17 protein-coding genes and 1 tRNA gene are annotated in these 17,489 nt (G+C 68.9%); 10 read left to right on the forward strand and 8 right to left on the reverse strand.

What is annotated here, in order from left to right:
• The first annotated feature begins 10 nt into the window (after positions 1-10).
• A complete protein-coding gene (locus tag QF046_RS01675; RefSeq protein ID WP_307365559.1) occupies positions 11-679 on the forward strand; it encodes a hypothetical protein in 669 nt (222 codons plus the stop codon).
• A gap of 7 nt (positions 680-686) precedes the next feature.
• Here QF046_RS01675 and QF046_RS01680 read toward each other — a convergent pair whose 3' ends face one another.
• From QF046_RS01680 to pepN, 4 genes are all read right to left on the reverse strand, one after another.
• Positions 687-2,345, reverse strand: a complete 1,659-nt coding sequence (locus tag QF046_RS01680; protein ID WP_307365561.1) for an FAD-binding dehydrogenase — start codon at positions 2,343-2,345, stop codon at positions 687-689.
• Positions 2,346-2,378: 33 nt separating this feature from the next.
• Positions 2,379-2,807: a globin gene (locus QF046_RS01685; RefSeq protein ID WP_307365563.1), complete on the reverse strand. Its 429-nt coding sequence runs from the start codon at positions 2,805-2,807 to the stop codon at positions 2,379-2,381.
• Entirely contained in the window at positions 2,804-3,868 is a 1,065-nt protein-coding gene (locus tag QF046_RS01690) for a mechanosensitive ion channel family protein (RefSeq protein WP_373425642.1), read from the reverse strand. Before QF046_RS01690 ends, QF046_RS01685 begins: the two co-directional genes overlap by 4 nt.
• Before the next feature lie 128 nt (positions 3,869-3,996).
• Complete coding sequence (gene pepN, locus QF046_RS01695) at positions 3,997-6,567, reverse strand: aminopeptidase N (protein ID WP_307365566.1); 2,571 nt, start codon at positions 6,565-6,567, stop codon at positions 3,997-3,999.
• A 142-nt stretch (positions 6,568-6,709) separates the two neighbouring features.
• Between pepN and QF046_RS01700 the strand changes: the two genes are divergently transcribed.
• The 6 genes from QF046_RS01700 to QF046_RS01725 all read left to right on the forward strand — a co-directional run bounded on the left by QF046_RS01700 (position 6,710) and on the right by QF046_RS01725 (position 13,284).
• Entirely contained in the window at positions 6,710-7,906 is a 1,197-nt protein-coding gene (locus QF046_RS01700; protein ID WP_307365568.1) for a ferrochelatase, read from the forward strand.
• Between the two features lie 128 nt (positions 7,907-8,034).
• The gene (locus QF046_RS01705) at positions 8,035-8,520 is read left to right on the forward strand and encodes a ribose-5-phosphate isomerase (RefSeq protein WP_307365570.1); all 486 of its coding nucleotides are present in this window, start codon (positions 8,035-8,037) and stop codon (positions 8,518-8,520) included.
• Between the two features lies 1 nt (position 8,521).
• On the forward strand, positions 8,522-9,529 hold the full coding sequence (locus tag QF046_RS01710; protein ID WP_307365572.1) for an Fpg/Nei family DNA glycosylase: 1,008 nt from the start codon (positions 8,522-8,524) through the stop codon (positions 9,527-9,529).
• Between the two features lie 91 nt (positions 9,530-9,620).
• On the forward strand, positions 9,621-11,102 hold the full coding sequence (locus tag QF046_RS01715; RefSeq protein WP_307365574.1) for a sodium:alanine symporter family protein: 1,482 nt from the start codon (positions 9,621-9,623) through the stop codon (positions 11,100-11,102).
• 62 nt (positions 11,103-11,164) lie between these two features.
• On the forward strand, positions 11,165-11,806 hold the full coding sequence (locus QF046_RS01720) for an FMN-binding negative transcriptional regulator (RefSeq protein WP_307365576.1): 642 nt from the start codon (positions 11,165-11,167) through the stop codon (positions 11,804-11,806).
• Positions 11,803-13,284, forward strand: a complete 1,482-nt coding sequence (locus QF046_RS01725; protein WP_307365578.1) for an amidohydrolase — start codon at positions 11,803-11,805, stop codon at positions 13,282-13,284. The genes QF046_RS01720 and QF046_RS01725 overlap by 4 nt, the downstream gene beginning before the upstream one ends.
• Positions 13,285-13,366: 82 nt before the next feature.
• Here the strand turns inward: QF046_RS01725 and QF046_RS01730 are convergent, their stop codons facing one another.
• On the reverse strand, positions 13,367-13,852 hold the full coding sequence (locus tag QF046_RS01730; RefSeq protein WP_307365580.1) for a Dps family protein: 486 nt from the start codon (positions 13,850-13,852) through the stop codon (positions 13,367-13,369).
• A gap of 142 nt (positions 13,853-13,994) precedes the next feature.
• Between QF046_RS01730 and QF046_RS01735 the strand changes: the two genes are divergently transcribed.
• Complete coding sequence (locus tag QF046_RS01735) at positions 13,995-14,531, forward strand: gamma carbonic anhydrase family protein (protein ID WP_307365582.1); 537 nt, start codon at positions 13,995-13,997, stop codon at positions 14,529-14,531.
• 26 nt (positions 14,532-14,557) lie between these two features.
• Positions 14,558-14,632: transfer RNA gene (locus QF046_RS01740), tRNA-Ile, on the forward strand.
• Here QF046_RS01740 and QF046_RS01745 read toward each other — a convergent pair.
• Positions 14,630-14,908: a hypothetical protein gene (locus QF046_RS01745; RefSeq protein WP_307365584.1), complete on the reverse strand. Its 279-nt coding sequence runs from the start codon at positions 14,906-14,908 to the stop codon at positions 14,630-14,632. The two genes, QF046_RS01740 and QF046_RS01745, sit on opposite strands and share 3 nt — an antisense overlap.
• A 115-nt stretch (positions 14,909-15,023) precedes the next feature.
• Between QF046_RS01745 and QF046_RS01750 the strand changes: the two genes are divergently transcribed.
• The gene (locus QF046_RS01750; RefSeq protein WP_307365586.1) at positions 15,024-16,031 is read left to right on the forward strand and encodes a YihY/virulence factor BrkB family protein; all 1,008 of its coding nucleotides are present in this window, start codon (positions 15,024-15,026) and stop codon (positions 16,029-16,031) included.
• A 6-nt stretch (positions 16,032-16,037) separates the two neighbouring features.
• Here QF046_RS01750 and QF046_RS01755 read toward each other — a convergent pair whose 3' ends face one another.
• Both QF046_RS01755 and QF046_RS01760 read right to left on the reverse strand, forming a co-directional pair.
• Complete coding sequence (locus QF046_RS01755; protein WP_307365588.1) at positions 16,038-16,247, reverse strand: KTSC domain-containing protein; 210 nt, start codon at positions 16,245-16,247, stop codon at positions 16,038-16,040.
• Positions 16,244-17,149, reverse strand: a complete 906-nt coding sequence (locus tag QF046_RS01760) for a DUF72 domain-containing protein (RefSeq protein WP_307365590.1) — start codon at positions 17,147-17,149, stop codon at positions 16,244-16,246. The genes QF046_RS01755 and QF046_RS01760 overlap by 4 nt, the downstream gene beginning before the upstream one ends.
• Positions 17,150-17,489: the final 340 nt, after the last annotated feature.

Consider the following 17,489-nt stretch of genomic DNA (forward strand, 5'->3'; position numbering starts at 1 on the left):
TTTAGAAGGAGTGACCACACCTCTCGTTCTCGCTGATGCGCCCACGGCTCGCGATGTGCTGACCTTCTCCGGACGTGCCGAGCGGGCCGGGACGGACGGCGTCCGCCTGCAGGCCGCCGGCGGCATCCTCGCCCTCACCTCTGCCGCTCTCGCCCCCCAGGGGCTGTTCGATCAGACGCCGACCATCCTCGCGATGCGGATCGTGCGGGCCGACCCCGAGCTGCGCTGCGACCTCGTGGTCGAATCGCTGAAGGAGGGTGCACAGCCGACCGAGCTGGCGCTGCCGGACACCGCGCTCTCGCCCGCCTGGGCGGGAATCGCGCCACCGCGGGACGGATGGGAGCATGTCGCCGATCTGCCCGCCAGGATCCTCGCCGAACGCGCGCAGTGGGGCATCTCCGCGGTCGCGCACGGCAGCCCCGACGGTTCCGGCGAAGAAGCGGTCCGCGCCTTGAGAGCACGCATCTGGGGCGAGCCGGATGAGGATCTCCACGGTCTGCCGCGGGGAGTGGCCTTCGCCGCGCAGGCATTCGGCTTCATCCTCGGTGCGGAACAGGTGCGCGTGACGCGATCCGGCCGCTGGTCCCGTCTCGCCTTCGAGCGCGGACACGTGCTCAGCAGGGGTCCGGCTGTCACCGGCCTCACCGCCGTGCGCGAAACGGGCTCGCCGTCCCTCTAGGCGTGCTTCAGCGGCTCGCGGCGCGCCCCGCCTGACGGCCCGAGAACAGGCATCCGCCCAGGAACGTCCCCTCCAGAGCCCGATAGCCGTGCACGCCGCCGCCCCCGAATCCACTCGCCTCACCGGCCGCGTACAACCCGGGAATCGGCGCGCCGGCCGCATCCAGGGCACGGCCGTCGAGATCGGTCTGGATGCCGCCGAGCGACTTCCGCGTCAGCACGTGCAGCTTCACGGCGATCATGGGCCCGGCGGCCGGATCCTGCAGGCGATGAGGTGCCGCGGTGCGGATGAGCCTGTCGCCGCGGTAGGAGCGCATGGATCGCAGCATCGCGATCTGCGCATCCTTGGTGAAGTCGTTCTCGATCTCGCGGTCGCGGGCGATGATCTCCCGGCGCACCCGGTCGATGTCGAGCGACTCGCCACCGGGCATGCGCTGCATCTGCGTCAGCAGGGTCTCCAGGTCGTCCTCCACTATGAAGTCCGCGCCCTCGTCGAGGAACGCCTGAACAGGACCCGTGGGCCCCTTCGCGAGCCGAGATGACAGCAGCAGCTTTACGTCCTTGCCGGTCAGATCAGGGTTCTGCTCGCTGCCGGAGAGCGCGAACTCCTTCTCGACGATCTTCAGCGAGGTGATGAACCACGAGTGGTCGTGCCCGGTGGTTCGCAGGTGCGCGAGCGTGCCCAGCGTGTCGAAGCCCGGGAACAGCGGCACAGGAAGGCGATTGCCGCTGCCGTCCAGCCAGAGCGAGGACGGCCCGGGAAGGATGCGGATGCCGTGAGCCGGCCACACCGGATCCCAGTTGGCGATGCCCTCCACGTAATGCCACATCCGATCGCCGTTGATCAGGTTGGCGCCGGCGGACTCGGAGACCGCATGCATGGACCCGTCGACGTACGCGGGCACGCCGGTGAGCATGTGCTCCGGAGGGGTGCCCAGACGCTCGGGCCAGGCCGCACGCACCAGGTCGTGGTTGCCGCCGATGCCGCCGGAGGACACGATCGTCGCGTCCGCCCTGATCTCGAACTCACCGGCCCTCTCCCGCGAGGAGGACACGCCGCGCGGCTCTGAGCTGGGCACCAGTACGTCGCCGCGCGCGCCGACGACCGCACCGGACTCGACGACCAGTTCGGTCACCCGGTGTCGGGGGAGGAGCGTCACGCGGCCCTCGGCCTCGCCGGCCTCGACCGCGTCGATGAACGGCGCGACGATGCCGGGACCGGTGCCCCACGTGATGTGGAAGCGCGGCACCGAGTTGCCCGGGCCGATGGCGCCGCTGCCGCCGCGCTCCGCCCAGCCGACCACGGGGAAGAAGCCGACGCCTCGCTCGCGCAGCCAGCTGCGCTTCTCTCCGGCGGCGAAGGCCAGATAGGCCTCGGCCCACCTCCGGGGCCACTCATCCTCGGGGCGGTCGAACCCGGCATTGCCGAACCAGTCCTGGGTTGCCAGTTCGAGCGAGTCGCGGATGCCCATCCGACGCTGCTCGGGGGAATCGATCAGGAACAGCCCGCCGAAGGACCACCAGGCCTGGCCGCCGAGGTTGGCGCGCGGCTCCTGGTCGACGATCGTCACACGGCGTCCGACCGCCAGCGCCTCAGCGGCCGCCACGAGGCCGGCGAGCCCCCAGCCGATGATGAGGACGTCGGTCTCGAGGGTGCTGTCTGCCATGGCGACTCCTTCGTCGATGGTGGGGGATTCAGGTCAGGACGTCAGCCCGAGGTCGGGTCGGTTCTGCTGTGCGGGACCGACGCCGGGTGAGGGTTCGAACGTGTTCACCATGGCGTGCGCGGCGCGATCCAGATAGTCCCACAACTCTGCGTCGTGCAACGGGGAGAGCTGGAGCTCGTCCAGTGCGGTGCGCATGTGCGTGAGCCACCGGTCGCGGGCGTCGGGGTCGACGTGGAAGGGCACGTGCCGCATCCGCAGCCGCGGGTGGCCGCGGCGTTCGCTGTACGTCGACGGCCCGCCCCAGTACTGCTCCAGGAACATCGTCAGGCGCTCCGCGGCCGGACCCAGGTCCTCTTCGGGATACATGGGTCGCATGACCGGATCGATCGCGACCTCGCGGTAGAACACCTCGACCATGCGCCGGAACGTCTCGTGTCCGCCGACCTCGTCGTAGAACGTCATTTCGCAGGGCCCTCCTCGTCGCCGGACTTCTTGCGCCGCCAGATGCCGCGTTCGGCGACCGGAGGCACTCCCGTGACCGCGTTCGGGCGGGTCATGGGCGGGTTGGCGCCGCGCACCCGGCGTGCGCCCTCGAAGCCGGTCAGGTTCACGGATGCCAGCTGAGGGATCTGCACGTCCTTCGCGACCAGCGCGTCGCGCAGGCGGCGGCGCAGTTCCTGCGCGACGTCATCCATGGCGACCGCTCGGGTCTTCATCACCACGCGCACGACGAGCGCATCGCCGTCGATGGTGCGCAGCCCCCAGATCTCGGGCTTCTCGATGATGCGGGTGCGCCACTTCGGGTCCTTCGCGAGTCCCTGCGCGGTCTCGAGCATCGTCGTCTCGACGAGCTCCAGGTCTGCGTCGGGGGTGACGCCGATGTCGATGATGGCGCGTGCCCAGCCCTGTGACATGTTGCCGATGCGGGTGACCTCGCCGTTGCGCACGTACCAGAGCGTGCCGTTCACGTCGCGAACCTGGGTGATGCGGACGCTGACATGCTCGACGACGCCGGAGGCGAGCCCCAGATCCACGACGTCGCCGATGCCGATCTGATCCTCGGCGACGAGGAACAGGCCGTTCAGCACGTCCTTGACGATGTTCTGGGCGCCGAAGCCGAGTCCGGCGCCGACAGCCGCGGTCAGCAGCGTGAGGGAGCTCAGCAGTTCGGGGGAGAGCTGCCACACGATGAGCAGCAGCGCGACCACGAGGACGATGACGTTGACGATGTTCTGCAGGATCGATCCGAGCGTCCTGGTGCGCTGGATCAGACGCATGTCGGCCAACGGCGAGCGCTCGAGCGCCTGCGTGTCCTCGATGTTCGCCTTGGACTTCGCAGTGGCCACGATGCGGCGCACGACCCGGCGGATGACGAGACGCAGCAGCATCGCGAGGACGTACGCGGACACGATGATGACAGCGACCCAGAGGGCCTTCATGCCGATCTTCCCCAGGGTGTCCAGGATCGTCGTCCAGGTGTCCTGTGGAGTGGCGGGATCGGTGGCGAAGCGCAGGAGAGGCACGTCTCGATCCTAGCGATCAGGCCTCGGCATGCCCTGGAAGCGCCAGAGCCCGTCCATATGGCGCGATCTGCCCCGAAATGCTGCGAAAGGGGGCGGAATGCGCCATATAGACGGGCTCTCGGGAGGGATCAGTCCTCGGCGTCGCGGGACTGCGCGGCGAGTGCGCGCTCCACGTCGGCGAGGTTCTCGTGCACCAGTCGGCGCAGCGCGGGCGCCGCGTCCTGGTTCGACGAGAGCCACGCCCTGGTGGCGTCACGCAGCTCGACGTTGGCGAGCGTGCGCGGGTACAGTCCGACGATCAGGTAGTCGGCGATCTGGTAGGTGCGATCCTCCCAGATGGGCACGAGCATGTCGAAGTACTTCGGGATGAACTCGCCGAGCGCCACGACGCCGGACGGATGCACGAATCCGAGGGCCGCGGAGCGGACGATCGTGTTCGGCAGGTCGGCGTTGTCGATCAGTGACGACCAGGCCGCGTGCTTCGCCCCGGGGTGAGGCAGTGCGGCACGCGCCTGAGCGGCGAACTCGGCACCCTTGGACGTGTTGTCGGCGGAGAGAGCCGCCTCGATGGCACCCTCATCCGTGGCGCCCACCGCGGCGAGGCCGTTCAGCAGCAGCCACGACAGGTCGGCGTCGATCTCGAGACCCGGCAGGGTCTCCTCACCGGAGCGCAGGCGACCGATGATGCCGGCGTGCTCGGGAGTGACGAGGGTGTTGGCGAATGCGGTGACCAGCTGCAGCTGGCTGTCGCTGCCGGGCTCGGCCTGCTGCGCGAGGGCCCACAGTCCGTCGGCCACCTTCTCCCGCGACGCGACGCGCTCGGAGGGGACGACGTAACTGGAGGCGGCCAATGCCAGCTGCGAGAGCGTGGTGCGCACCGTGGTCGATTCGGTCTCGCGGCCGATGTTGCCGAGCACGAGGTCGATGTAGTCGGATGCGGCAGTCTCGGCATCCCGGGTCTGATCCCAGGCCGCGCCCCACACGAGCGAGCGGGCGAGCGGGTCGCTGATGTCTGAGAGGTGCTCGATGGCCGTGGCCAGCGAGCGCTCGTCCAGACGGATCTTCGCGTACGCGAGGTCCTTGTCGTTCAGCAGCACCATGTCGGGGCGTTTGAGGCCCTGCAGTTCGGGGATCTCGGTGCGGTCGCCGTCGACGTCGACCTCGACGTGGTGCGAGCGCACGAGCGCGCCGCCGTCGAGGTTGTAGAAGCCGATGCCGAGACGATGCGGCCGGATCGTCGGGTAATCCGCCGGAGCGGTCTGGGTGACGGCGAATCGCGTGATGACACCGGAGGCGTCCTCGGCGATCACCGGAGCGAGCGTGTTCACGCCGGCGGTCTCGAGCCACTTCTTCGCCCAGCTGGTCAGCTCGCGACCGCTGGTGGCCTCGAGCTCGACGAGCAGGTCGCTGACCTCGGTGTTGCCCCAGGCGTGCTTCTGGAAGTACTGCGAGACACCGGCGAAGAACGCCTCGATGCCGACCCAGGCGGCGAGCTGCTTGAGCACCGATCCGCCCTTGGCGTACGTGATGCCGTCGAAGTTGACTTGCACGTCCTGCAGGTCATTGATCTCCGCGACGATCGGGTGCGTGGAGGGCAGCTGATCCTGGCGGTACGCCCAGGTCTTCTCCATGGCGTTGAACGTGGTCCACGCCTCGGTCCACTCGGTGGCCTCGGCCGTCGCGATGGTCGATGCCCACTCGGCGAACGACTCGTTCAGCCACAGGTCGTTCCACCACTTCATGGTGACGAGGTCGCCGAACCACATGTGCGCGAGCTCATGCAGGATGGTGACGACGCGGCGCTCCTTGACGGCATCCGTCACCTTGCTGCGGAACACGTAGGTCTCGGTGAACGTCACCGCGCCGGCGTTCTCCATCGCCCCGGCGTTGAACTCCGGTACGAACAGCTGGTCGTACTTGGCGAACGGGTAGGGCACGCCGAACTTCGACTCGAAGTAGGCGAAGCCCTCGCGGGTCTTGTCGAAGATGTATTCCGCGTCCAGGTGCTGCCACAGGCTCTTGCGGCCGTAGACGCCGAGCGGGATGACCGCGCCGGACGAGCTGGTGAGCTCGGAGAACGTCGACTCGTACGGGCCGGCGATCAGTGCGGTGATGTACGACGAGATGCGCGGGGTGGGCTCGAAGCCCCAGGTCGCGGTCTGCTGCGTGCCGGAGTCGGTCGACGCGTCGTGCACGATCGGCTCGGGAGTGGGGGAGTTCGAGACGACCTTCCACGCAGCCGGGGCGGTCACGGTGAACTGGAACGTCGCCTTCAGGTCGGGCTGCTCGAACACCGCGAAGACGCGGCGGGAGTCGGGCACTTCGAACTGCGAGTACAGGTAGACCTCGCCGTCGACCGGGTCGACGAACCGGTGCAGTCCCTCACCGGTGTTCGTGTAGAGGCAGTCCGCATCGACGATCAGCACGTTCTCGGCCTGCAGGCCGCTCAGCGCGATGCGCGAATCGGCGAACGTCTCGTTCGGGTCGATCTGCTCGCCGTTGAGCGAGATCTCGCGCACATCGCGGGCGATCAGGTCGATGAAGGTGAAGCTCCCTGGCGTCGCGGTGAACCGCACGACGCTGCGGGATCCGAAGACCTCCGGGCCCTTGGTGAGGTCGAGCGAGACCTCGTAGGACTGAGTGTCGATGAGGCCGCGGCGCTCCTGCGCTTCGGTACGGGTGAGGTTTTCTCCTGGCACAGCTGTATCTCCCAGTGGTGAGGGGTGTCGTCCCGCGTCGGCGCGGCTGGCGCCGACGACAACCCTGACAGCCTACGCCAGGGGCGCGGGACGCAACCTCCTCCGGTCGGTTCCGCGCCGGCTCATAGCCAGGAGTGAGAACATGAGTGACGTGACTTCTGAAGTGACCGATGCCGTACTGCACGCCTCTCCCGCAGCATCCGGAGGCGAACCCTTCATCGAGCAGCCGGTCGCGTATGACGCGATCCTGCTGGCCGGATTCGGTGGGCCGGAGGGCCAGGACGACGTGATCCCCTTCCTGCGCAATGTGACGCGAGGGCGCGGGATCCCCGATGAACGACTCGAGCAGGTGGCCCACCACTACCGGCACTTCGGCGGCATCAGCCCCATCAACGGGCAGAATCGCGCGCTGAAGGCCGCGCTCGAGTCTGAGCTGAAGGCCCGCTCGATCGACCTGCCGGTGTACTGGGGCAACCGCAACTGGGCGCCGTACCTCGAGGATGCCGTCGCCGAGGCGGCATCGAACGACGACACGACGCTGCTCGCCTTCGCGACCAGCGCGTACAGCTCGTTCTCCAGCTGCCGTCAGTACCGCGAGGACCTCTCCCGCGTGCTGGACGGCACGGAGTACGACGGCGTGGTGACGATCGACAAGATCAGGCCCTTCTACGACCATCCCGGTTTCGTGCAGGCCTTCGTGGAGGGCGTGCACGACGCCGTGGCCGAGTTCCTCACGGACGGCATCCCCGCCGACGCGGTGCAGGTGCTCTTCTCGACCCACAGCATCCCGACGGCCGATGCCGAGCGCTCCGGGCCGCGCGACGTGGACTGGGGCGGCGAGGGCGGAGCGTACGCCGCCCAGCACGAGGCCGTCGCCGCATGGGTGATGGACCGTGTCGCACAGCTGCTGCCCTCGGCGGCATCCGTGCCGTGGGAGCTCGTCTACCAGTCGCGCTCCGGCCCCGCGACGCAGGCCTGGCTCGAGCCGGACGTGTGCGACGTGATCGGCGAGCTGGCAGGCCGTGGCCGTCAGGCCGTGATCGTGGTGCCGGTCGGATTCATGAGCGACCACATGGAGGTGCTCTGGGATCTCGACACCGAGGCGAAGGAGGCGGCGGAGGCCGCCGATCTGCGCTTCGCCCGCACACCCACACCTGGCGTGTCGCCGTCGTTCGTGGCCGGCATCGTCGACCTGATCCAGGAACGGCTCGAAGGGCGCCCCGCGGCCGATCGTGCGCACGTGACGACCGTGGGCGGCTCCTTCGACGTGTGCCGGCCCGGATGCTGCGAGAACGTGCGAGCCGGCTTCAAGCGGGCCGCCGCGGGCATCGCGCCGTAGCACTCGGCGCGCGGGCCGGACCCTCAAATAGGATCCCCACGCCCCACTCCAGTCATCGCTTCGCGCTGACTGGAGCCTCGGGGGCGCGTGGGCCCTGCATGGTCGTGCACGGGAAATAGGATGTCCTCATGCGCATCCACATCGCCACCGACCACGCGGGCCTCGACTTCTCCACCCGGCTGCAGGACCATCTGCGCTCAGCAGGGCACGAGGTCACCGACCACGGCCCAGTGGAGTACGACGCGCTCGACGACTACCCGGCGTTCTGCATCCGCGCAGCTCAGGCCGTCGTCGCGGATCAGACCGCCGGCGTGGAAGCTCTCGGGATCGTCTTCGGCGGCTCGGGCAACGGTGAGCAGATCGCCGCGAACAAGGTGCAGGGCATCCGCGCCGCTCTCGTCTGGAACACATCGACGGCGGAGCTGGCCCGCGAGCACAACGACGCGAACGTCATCTCGATCGGCGCCCGTCAGCACACCTTCGACGAAGTGACCTCCTTCATCGACACGTTCATCGCGACGCCGTTCTCGAACGAGGAGCGCCACTCGCGGCGGATCGCCCAGATCGCCGACTTCGAACGGGACGGGTCGCTGCTGCCGGATCCGAGAGCCTGACATGCCCGAGGGTCATTCCGTCCACCGCATCGCCCGGCAGTTCGCACGCAACTTCGTCGGCCGCTCGGTCAGCGCCTCCAGCCCGCAGGGCCGCTTCTCCCAGGGCGCGGCCGTGCTCGACGGGCGCGAGATGCTCTCGGCGAAAGCCGTCGGCAAGCAGATGTTCCTCGAGTTCGAGGACGACACCTGGCTGCGCGTGCACCTGGGCCTCTACGGGGCGTGGGACTTCGCCGGCGAGATCCTCGTCGATCCGACCATCGCCTCCGCCAACGGGCGGATGGGCCAGACCAATCAGCGCGGCACCGAGCTCGGCGATGGCGATGACGCCATCCTCGACGACGCAGGCGAGAACTCGCTGACCTCGATCGGTGCGCCCCGGCGCACGCGTGTGCACGTGCGGATGTCCGAGCAGACCAAGGGGCTGGCCGACGAGGGCGAGGAGTGGCCGCCGCCGGTGGTCGGGCAGGTGCGCCTGCGCCTGCTGACCGCGTCGACCTGCGCCGACCTGCGCGGACCGACCGCCTGTGCGCTGCAGACGCCGGACGAGATGCTCGCCACCGTCGCCAAGCTCGGACCGGATCCCCTGGTGGGGGACCCCGCCGAGGGCGAGGAGCGCTTCGTGCAGATCGTGCGCCGCAAGCCCACCGCGATCGCGCTGCTCCTCATGGACCAGTCCGTCGTCAGCGGGATCGGCAACGTCTATCGCGCCGAGATGCTCTATCGCGCCCGCCTGGACCCGCACACGCCTGGTCGTGACGTGCCGGAGGAGATCGTGCGGCAGCTCTGGCGGGACTGGGTGCGGCTGCTGTCGATCGGTGTCGAGACCGGGCAGATGATGACGATGGACGACCTCTCGCCCCATCAGTACCGGGCGGCGATGGCCAGCCGTGACGACCGGCATTGGGTGTACCACCGCGCGGGGCTGCCGTGCCGGGTGTGCGGCACCGAGATCGCCCTGGAGGAGATCGGCGCGCGCAAGCTGTACTGGTGCCCGTCCTGCCAGCGCTGATCGCGACGGTCGGCGCTTCTGCGCGAATCTGACCGTCGGCTGTGAATAGGATTGCCGAATCCGTTCGCATCGATGCACGACAGGAGTAGCCATGGATCTATCCGGCCTGCAGGCGGTTCTCGAGAACATCAGCTCATGGATCTGGGGACCGTGGATCCTCATCCCGCTTCTTCTCGGCACGGGCCTGTACCTCACGATCCGCCTCGGCGGACTTCAGTTCCTCAAACTCGGCGCCGCGCTGCGACTCGGACTGTTCACTCGGCGTGACCCCGGCTCCGACGGCGACATCTCGCAGTTCCAGGCGCTGACGACCGCACTGGCGGCGACGGTCGGCACGGGCAACATCGTCGGCGTCGCGACCGCGATCGGCATCGGCGGGCCCGGTGCGCTGTTCTGGATGTGGGTGACGGGCCTGCTCGGCATGGCATCGAAGTACTCCGAGGCGTTCCTCGGGGTGCGCTTCCGCACCACCGACGCCGCGGGGGAGAAGTCCGGCGGCCCGCAGTACTACCTCGAACGCGGCATTCCGAACAGGTTCGGAAAGTTCCTCGCGATCTTCTTCGCCATCGCCGCCGTCATCGCCTGCTTCGGCATCGGCAACATGACCCAGGGCAACTCGATCGCCACGAACATGGAATCCAGCTTCCACGTCCCCACCTGGGTGACGGGGATCGTGCTGACGGTGTTCGCCCTGGTCGTCCTGGTCGGCGGAATCAAGTCCATCGGCCGAGTGACCGCCGGGCTCGTGCCGGTCATGATCATCTTCTACGTGGTGGGAGCGATCTACATCCTGATCGCCAACATCGGCGGGGTGCCGGCCGCGTTCGCGCAGATCTTCACCGAGGCGTTCACCGGAACCAGCGCGGTCGGCGGGTTCGCCGGCTCGGCGATCATCATCGCCGTGCAGTTCGGTGTCGCCCGCGGCATCTTCTCCAACGAGTCCGGCATGGGCTCCGCCGCCATCGCCGCCGCAGCGGCGAAGACCAGTCACCCTGTGCGTCAGGGGCTCGTGTCGATGACGCAGACCTTCATCGACACGATCATCGTCGTCACCTGCACGGGCCTGGTCATCATCACCACGGGCGTGTGGAACATGACCGACCCCGAGACGGGCAAGCAGATCAGCCCCGCGCTGATGACAGGCGAGGCCTTCTCGCACGGGCTCCCGGGAGAGTGGGGGCACTACATCGTGACCATAGGCCTGGTGCTGTTCGCCGGGTCCACGATCCTCGGCTGGTCGTACTACGGCGAACGCAGCCTGGAGCGCCTGGTCGGTGTGAAGGCGATCATGCCGTTCCGCATCATCTTCTCCCTGGTCGTCTTCATCGGCTGCACCGTCCAGCTCGGCGTGGTGTGGGCCTTCTCGGACGTGATGAACGGACTCATGGCACTGCCGAACCTCATCGGGCTGCTCGTGCTCTCGGGACTGGTCGCGCGCGAGACGAAGAAGTACCTCGACAACGATCCGAAGCTGACGGCCACGACAGAAGAGGTCAACGCCTTCATGGTCGGGGATGCGGCGTTCGATGACTGGAAGACGCAGGCGATCCCGGTGGTGGGCACCCGTCGCTGAACGGCGGCGGCGGGGCCGGAAGCATGAACTCGGCCCCGCCGCCGCGGTCTTAGTCTGGTCTCATGCGCCAGAACCCCAGCTTCGCCATGACGGACATCACCGAGCTGCGCAGGGTGATCGCGCAGAATCCGTGGGCCACGGCGGTCGCGACCGGAGACGACGGCCTGGTGGCCTCGCACTACCCGGTGCTGCTGGACCCGGACCGCGACGACCTCACTGTCGTCGGCCACGTCGGCAAGCCCGATGACCAGGTGCTTCGGCTCGGGCAGCAGGAGCTGCTGCTGATCTTCCAGGGGCCCAACGGCTACATCTCGCCGAGCTGGTACGGCGACGTGCGCGCGGTCCCCACCTGGAACTACACCGCCGTGCACCTGGCCGGTGTGCCGGAGATCGTCGACACGCAGGCGAACCTGAAAGTGCTGGACGACCTGGTCACCCATTTCGAGCGCAAGCTGCCGCAGCCGCGGATGATGTGGCAGGCGCCCAACACCGAGGAGTTCGTCACCGCGCTCGAGGCCGGCACCGTCGGATTCCGTCTCACCCCGACGCGGGTGTCGGCCAAGCGCAAACTCAGCCAGAACAAGCCCGACAGCATCGTGGAGACCGTGATCGCCGAGCTCGAGGGCGCCGGTGAGTACGCCAACCCGGTGCTGGCTGCGGAGATGCGTCGCGCGCACGAGGCACGTCTGGCGCACCGCGGATGAGCGGCGACCTGCTGCTGCGATCGGTTCGCGTCGCCGGCCCCGGGGGCGAGCTGCTCCCGACGGAGGAGCCGGTAGACATCCTCATCCGTGCGGGTCTGATCGCCGACATCGCCCCTGCGGGCAACCTCCGCGTCGCGGTCGAGGAGATCGATGGTGACGGGATGTGGGTCATCCCGGGGCTCTGGGACCATCACGTGCACACGGTGCAGTGGGCGCTGGACGCGCAGCGCGTGCAGCTGGGCGTCGCGACGAGTCCCTCCGAAGCCGCGCGCCTGACGGCGGATGCCGCCGCACTGCCCGACGGGCGGGTGGTCGGCGCGGGCTTCAGAGACGGACTGTGGAGCGAACCTCCCTCGCGGGCGCTGTTGGATGAGATGACGGGGGAGCGCCCCACATACCTCATCAACGCCGACGTGCACAGCGTGTGGCTGAACTCCGCGGCGCTGCGCCGGGAGGGATTCGACGGCGTCGATGACGACGGGATGCTGCGCGAGGAGGACGCCTTCGAGATCTCGCGCCGCCTGAACGCGACGGATGACGCCACCGTGGACGCCGCGATCCGCACTGCGGCCGAGCGTGCCGCCTCCCGGGGCATCACCGGCCTCGTCGACTTCGACATGGCCTGGACCGCGGACGCCTGGCGGCGCCGTGCCGCAGCGGGGTTCGACATGCATCGTGTCGAGTTCGCGTTCTACCCGGCAGGGCTGCAGCGCGCGATCGATGAGGGTCTGCGCAGCGGAGAGGAGCTGGACGGCACGCAGGGACTGGTGCACGTCGGGCCGCTCAAGCTCATCACCGACGGCTCGCTGGGCACGCGCACCGCCGCATGTTCGCATCCATACCCGGGCGATCCCGCCGACTTCGGCGTGCTGACGATCCCTCCCGATGAACTGCGGGATCTGCTCACGCGCGCGACCGCCACGGGGCTGGAGGTCGCGGTGCACGCGATCGGCGACCGTGCCGTGGCATCCGCCCTCGACGCCTTCACCTACACCCAGGCACGCGGCACGATCGAGCACGCGCAGCTGGTGCGTCACGCCGACCTGGCCCGCTTCGCGCGGCTCGACGTCGTGGCAAGCGTGCAGCCCGCGCACGCGCTCGACGACCGGGACATGGTCGAGGATCTGTGGCGCCACCAGCAGGCCGTCAGCTATCCGCTGGCGACGCTCCTGACCGCGGGAATCCGCGTGCGGTTCGGGTCCGATGCGCCGGTGGCGCCGCTGGATCCCTGGGTGACGATCGCCGCGGCGGTGCACCGGACGGATGACGAGCGGGCGCTCTGGCATCCGGAGGATCGCGTGAGCATCGATCAGGCGCTGCTCGCCAGCAGCCGGCACGGCGACGCCTCCATCGGGCTCGGCGCGGTCGCCGACCTGGTGCTGTGCGGCGCAGACCCGCGCGCGGCCGGTCGCGAGGAGCTGCGGCGGATGCGGGTGGCGGCCACGATCCTCGGCGGACGCGTCACCTTCCGGGCGTGAAAAGACCGTCTGTGGGGCGCAGAAGCTGGCTTCGCGGACGGCGAAAGGTGCGTCTACGCCCCACAGACGGTCTGTGAGTCGGTCAGGCCGCGATGTGCGAGACGAGGAACCAGCGGTCCTTCTCGAGCCCGCGCTGGATCTCGATCGCGACGTCCTGGCTGGTCAGGTCGACCGCGTCGAGCCCGTCGACGGCGGCCCTCACATCGACGAGGATCGCGTCGATGTCGGAGATGACCGCGCGGATCACCTCGTCCGACTGTGCGAATCCGGCGGGCACCGATGTCGACGCGACCTTCTCGGCCACGGTTCCGAGGCGCGAGTCGACCGGCAGACCCAGAGCGACGATGCGCTCCGCGGCGGTGTCGGCGAAGCCGCCCGCGTTCGCGACGATCGTGTCGAGCAGTTCGTGGACACCGACGAAGTTGGCGCCGCGGACGTGCCAGTGCGCCTGCTTGCCGTTCACCGTCAGAGCCTCCAGACCGAGGACGACGGGGGAGAGGAACTGCGCCGCCGCGGCTGCCACGGTCGGGTCGACGGCGGTGGTGGGGACGGTCTGCGCCTTGCTCATGGAATCCTCCGAGAAGTGGTCGTTGCGGGCTTGCTGGTGACAACGCTACTCAGCGCAGGACATTCCGCAAGCAAGCGAAGGCAACGCTTACCGGGTCTGTTCCGCCGCATGTTCACGCGGATGTGAGGGTAGTCTCGCCTGCATGAGCATCGCCGCGACAGCATCCGTCCTCGCCCTCGCCGATCGTGCCCCCGAGATCGCGGACGACGCATTCGTGGCAGACGGAGCGCGGATCGTCGGCGACGTGACCTTGGGCTCGCGGGCGAGCGTCTGGTACAACGCCGTGCTGCGCGCGGATTCGGCGGCGATCGTCATCGGCGCGGGCAGCAACGTGCAGGACAACGTGTCGGTGCATGTCGACAGCGGGCACGGCGTGCAGGTGGGCGAGAAGGTGTCGATCGGGCACAATGCGGTGGTCCACGGCTGCACGATCGGCGACGGCTCACTGATCGGGATGGGAGCGGTCGTGCTCAGCGGGGCCGTGATCGGCAGCGGATGCCTCGTCGCGGGCGGGGCGGTGGTGCTCGGCGGAACCGTGGTGCCGGACGGATCGCTCGTGGCGGGCGTGCCCGCGAAGGTGCGCCGTGCGTTGAGCGATGAGGAACGTCAGGGTCTGCTGGACAACGCGCATTTCTATCTGGAGCACACCGACACGCACCGCGCGTCGCGAGCGGTCTGACCGCACCGGTAGGCTGGTTGCTCTGCGGGGCGGTGGCCAAGTTGGTTAAGGCAGCGGGCTCATAACCCGACGATTCGTGGGTTCAAGTCCCACCCGCCCTACTGTTCGTCCAGTTCGTCATCCAGTTCGTCCGCGATGCTCTGCGGGCCGCCGATCACGCCGATGCCCACGGCCTGGTGGCTCGGCTCCGGGTCGTGCGGCTTCTCGGCCTTCGGCACCTCGTCGGGCTCCTTCTCGGTGCTCGGCTCCTGCAGCTCCTCGGTGGTCGGCTCCTCGCCGTCCGGTGGCTCTGCGGCCACGTCCGGCTGCCGCTGTTCCGGTTCTTGGCTCGCATCCGGTTCCTGGCTCGCATCCGGTTCTTCTGTGGCATCGCTCATGTCTGCACTCTCTCCTGCGCTCGGCGGACAGCCCAGGGGCTTGACAGGAGGCGGGGGTCGCCACCGTCGCGGGCAGGTGGATGTCGGGCGCGCGGGTTGCGGCAATACTGTGAGCATGGGGATGAACGCAGATTCGCACTCGACCGCACGTGTCGACACCGCTCTGGCGCAGGCGCGATTCATCGTCGTGCGCGTCGCGCGCGGCTTCTTCCGAGCCTCGGGCGCAGACGCAGCCGCCGGGCTCACGTTCTACGCCGTGCTCGCCGGCTTCCCGGCGATCATCGCCGCGTTCTCGCTGATCGGGATGATCGGGCGCAAGCGGGATGTCGTCGGATACATCCTCGACGCCGGCGAAGAGGTGCTGCCTCCTGACATCATCGCGGCCATCAGTGAGCCGGTCGAGCGCGCAGCCGCGACGGCGGGCGGTGGCTGGGTGCTGATCCTCTCCCTGCTGCTGGCCCTCTGGTCGGTCGCCCGCTACGTCACCGCCCTCGGCCGTGCCATCAACCGCGCCTACGGCGTGCTCGAGGGGCGGGTCTTCTGGAGGATGAAGCCGACGCAGCTGCTGGTCACGCTGCTCGTCTTCGTCCTTGTGTGGGTCGCCGGTCTGCTGGCAGCCCTGAGCTGGCCCGTCGCGCAGTCGCTCGGACGGGCGATGGGCGCCGGCGAGGGGGCGCTGATGGTGTGGCGGATCGCCCGCTGGCCGATCGTCGTGCTGGTGGTGGTGCTGGTGGTGGCGATCCTGTACTACTTCTCGCCCAACATCCGGCATGCGCATTTCCGGCTCGTGAGCGTCGGCGCCATCGTGGCGATCCTGCTGTTCGCGTCGGCATCCGTCGGGTTCGGCTTCTACGTCGCCAACCTGGCCGACTACGACCGCGTCTACGGCTCGTTCGCCGGAATCGTGATCTTCCTGGTCTGGCTGTGGATCGGCAACATCGCTCTGGTGATCGGAGCGCACCTCGATGCCGAGCTGGAGCGCATCCGCGAGCTCCGCCGGGGCATCCCCGCCGAGCGCGAGCTGCAGGTGCAGGTGCGCGACACTGAACGGCTCGAGCGAAACGCCGAGAACGACGTGCGCGACGAGCGGCGGGCACGACGCTTCCGGCAGTCCCGGCGCTGACGCGTCCTACGCGTGCTCGGTGGGGTAGTGGTCCCGGATGCGCTGCGTGAAGAACCGGCCGGCGCTGGGTGCCGCGAGAAGGCCGGCATGCACCGACGGCGGGACCGCGAAGTACCGGTAGACCTCGCCGCTGCGGAACTCCAGCTCCAGAACCGCGATCTCAGGGTCGTAGCCTGTGCTCGCGAGTACGGAGGATTCGATGGGCAGGCGTCTCACGAGCGCGCTTCCGGATGAGCGACGCGGCTGTCATCGACGCGGCTGTCATCGACGAGTCGGGCGAGAGCGAGCGCGTCGTGCGGAGCGTGACCGCGCGCATCGTTGTCGAAATACACGTACACGTCGCGCGCCGCTCCGACGCCGTCCCGTGACCAGTGGATGCAGCGCTGCGCCCACCTCCGCAGCTCCGCGGCCGAGTAGCCGCTGGTGTACAGCTCCGACGCTCCGTGCAGTCGCACGTAGACGTGGTCGGCCTCGGTCGGCTCGAACTCGGGCCAGCGGCCCGCGGTGTCGGCGACCGTGAGGGCGACACCGTGCCGGTCGAGCAGCTCGCGCAGCGCCGGGTCGTCGAAGCTGACGGACCGGGGCTCCAGTGCGTAGCTCAGCGGACGATCCACGCACTCCTCCAGCCAGGCTCTCCCGTCCAGCCGCTCATCGTGCCCGCGCGCGAGCTCGAGCGCCTCACCGGTCGTGCGGGGCAGCGCCGCGAGGAACGCCGACAGCACCTCCGGATCGAACCGGTGCCGCTCGGGCAGCTGCCAGAGGATCGGACCCAGCGCGGGGCCGAGAGCGAGCACGCCGGAGGCGAAGAAGTTCGCGAGGGCGGAGCGCACCTCGCGCAGCGCCAGCATGTGCGAGATGTACCGGGAGCCCTTGACCGCGAAGACGAAGCCCTCAGGTACGGCGGCGCGCCAACGCAGGTAGCTGCCCGGACGCTGCAGCGAGTAGAAGGAGCCGTTCAGCTCCACCGTCGAGAACCGCTCGCCGATGAAGGCCAGCTCCCGCCGCTGCACGAGCCCACGCGGGTAGAAGTCGCCCCGCCAGGAGGGATAGCGCCAGCCCGAGGTGCCCACGCGGATCCTGCCGGTGGCGGCGGGTGCGGAATCCTGCTTCATCGTCATCCCCGTCAGGCTAGAGCCCCCTCGTCGTGCGCGGCACGGGGTTGACGCACGCTGCGCTGACGGTCAGCCTGCTCCGACGCAACCCTCTTTCGCACAGTCGCGCCGACAGGGATGCTGGAAGGTCCCACGACGAGAGGATGCGACATGCCCCGCGAGAACGAGACGCCGTCCATGCAAGCCGCCGACGCGGACCGGATGGATCAGGAGCGCGAGGTGCTGGTCGATGCGCCGGACCCCGAGGAGGCCATGACACCGCCGCAGCCGGACGGCGTCGAAGCCGACCCCGCCGACGTCCTCGATCAGTCGATCGAGGGTCCCCGAGGACGACGGGCGCGATCGC

It is taken from the genome of Microbacterium sp. W4I4 (genome assembly GCF_030816235.1).
GTDB lineage: Bacteria > Actinomycetota > Actinomycetes > Actinomycetales > Microbacteriaceae > Microbacterium.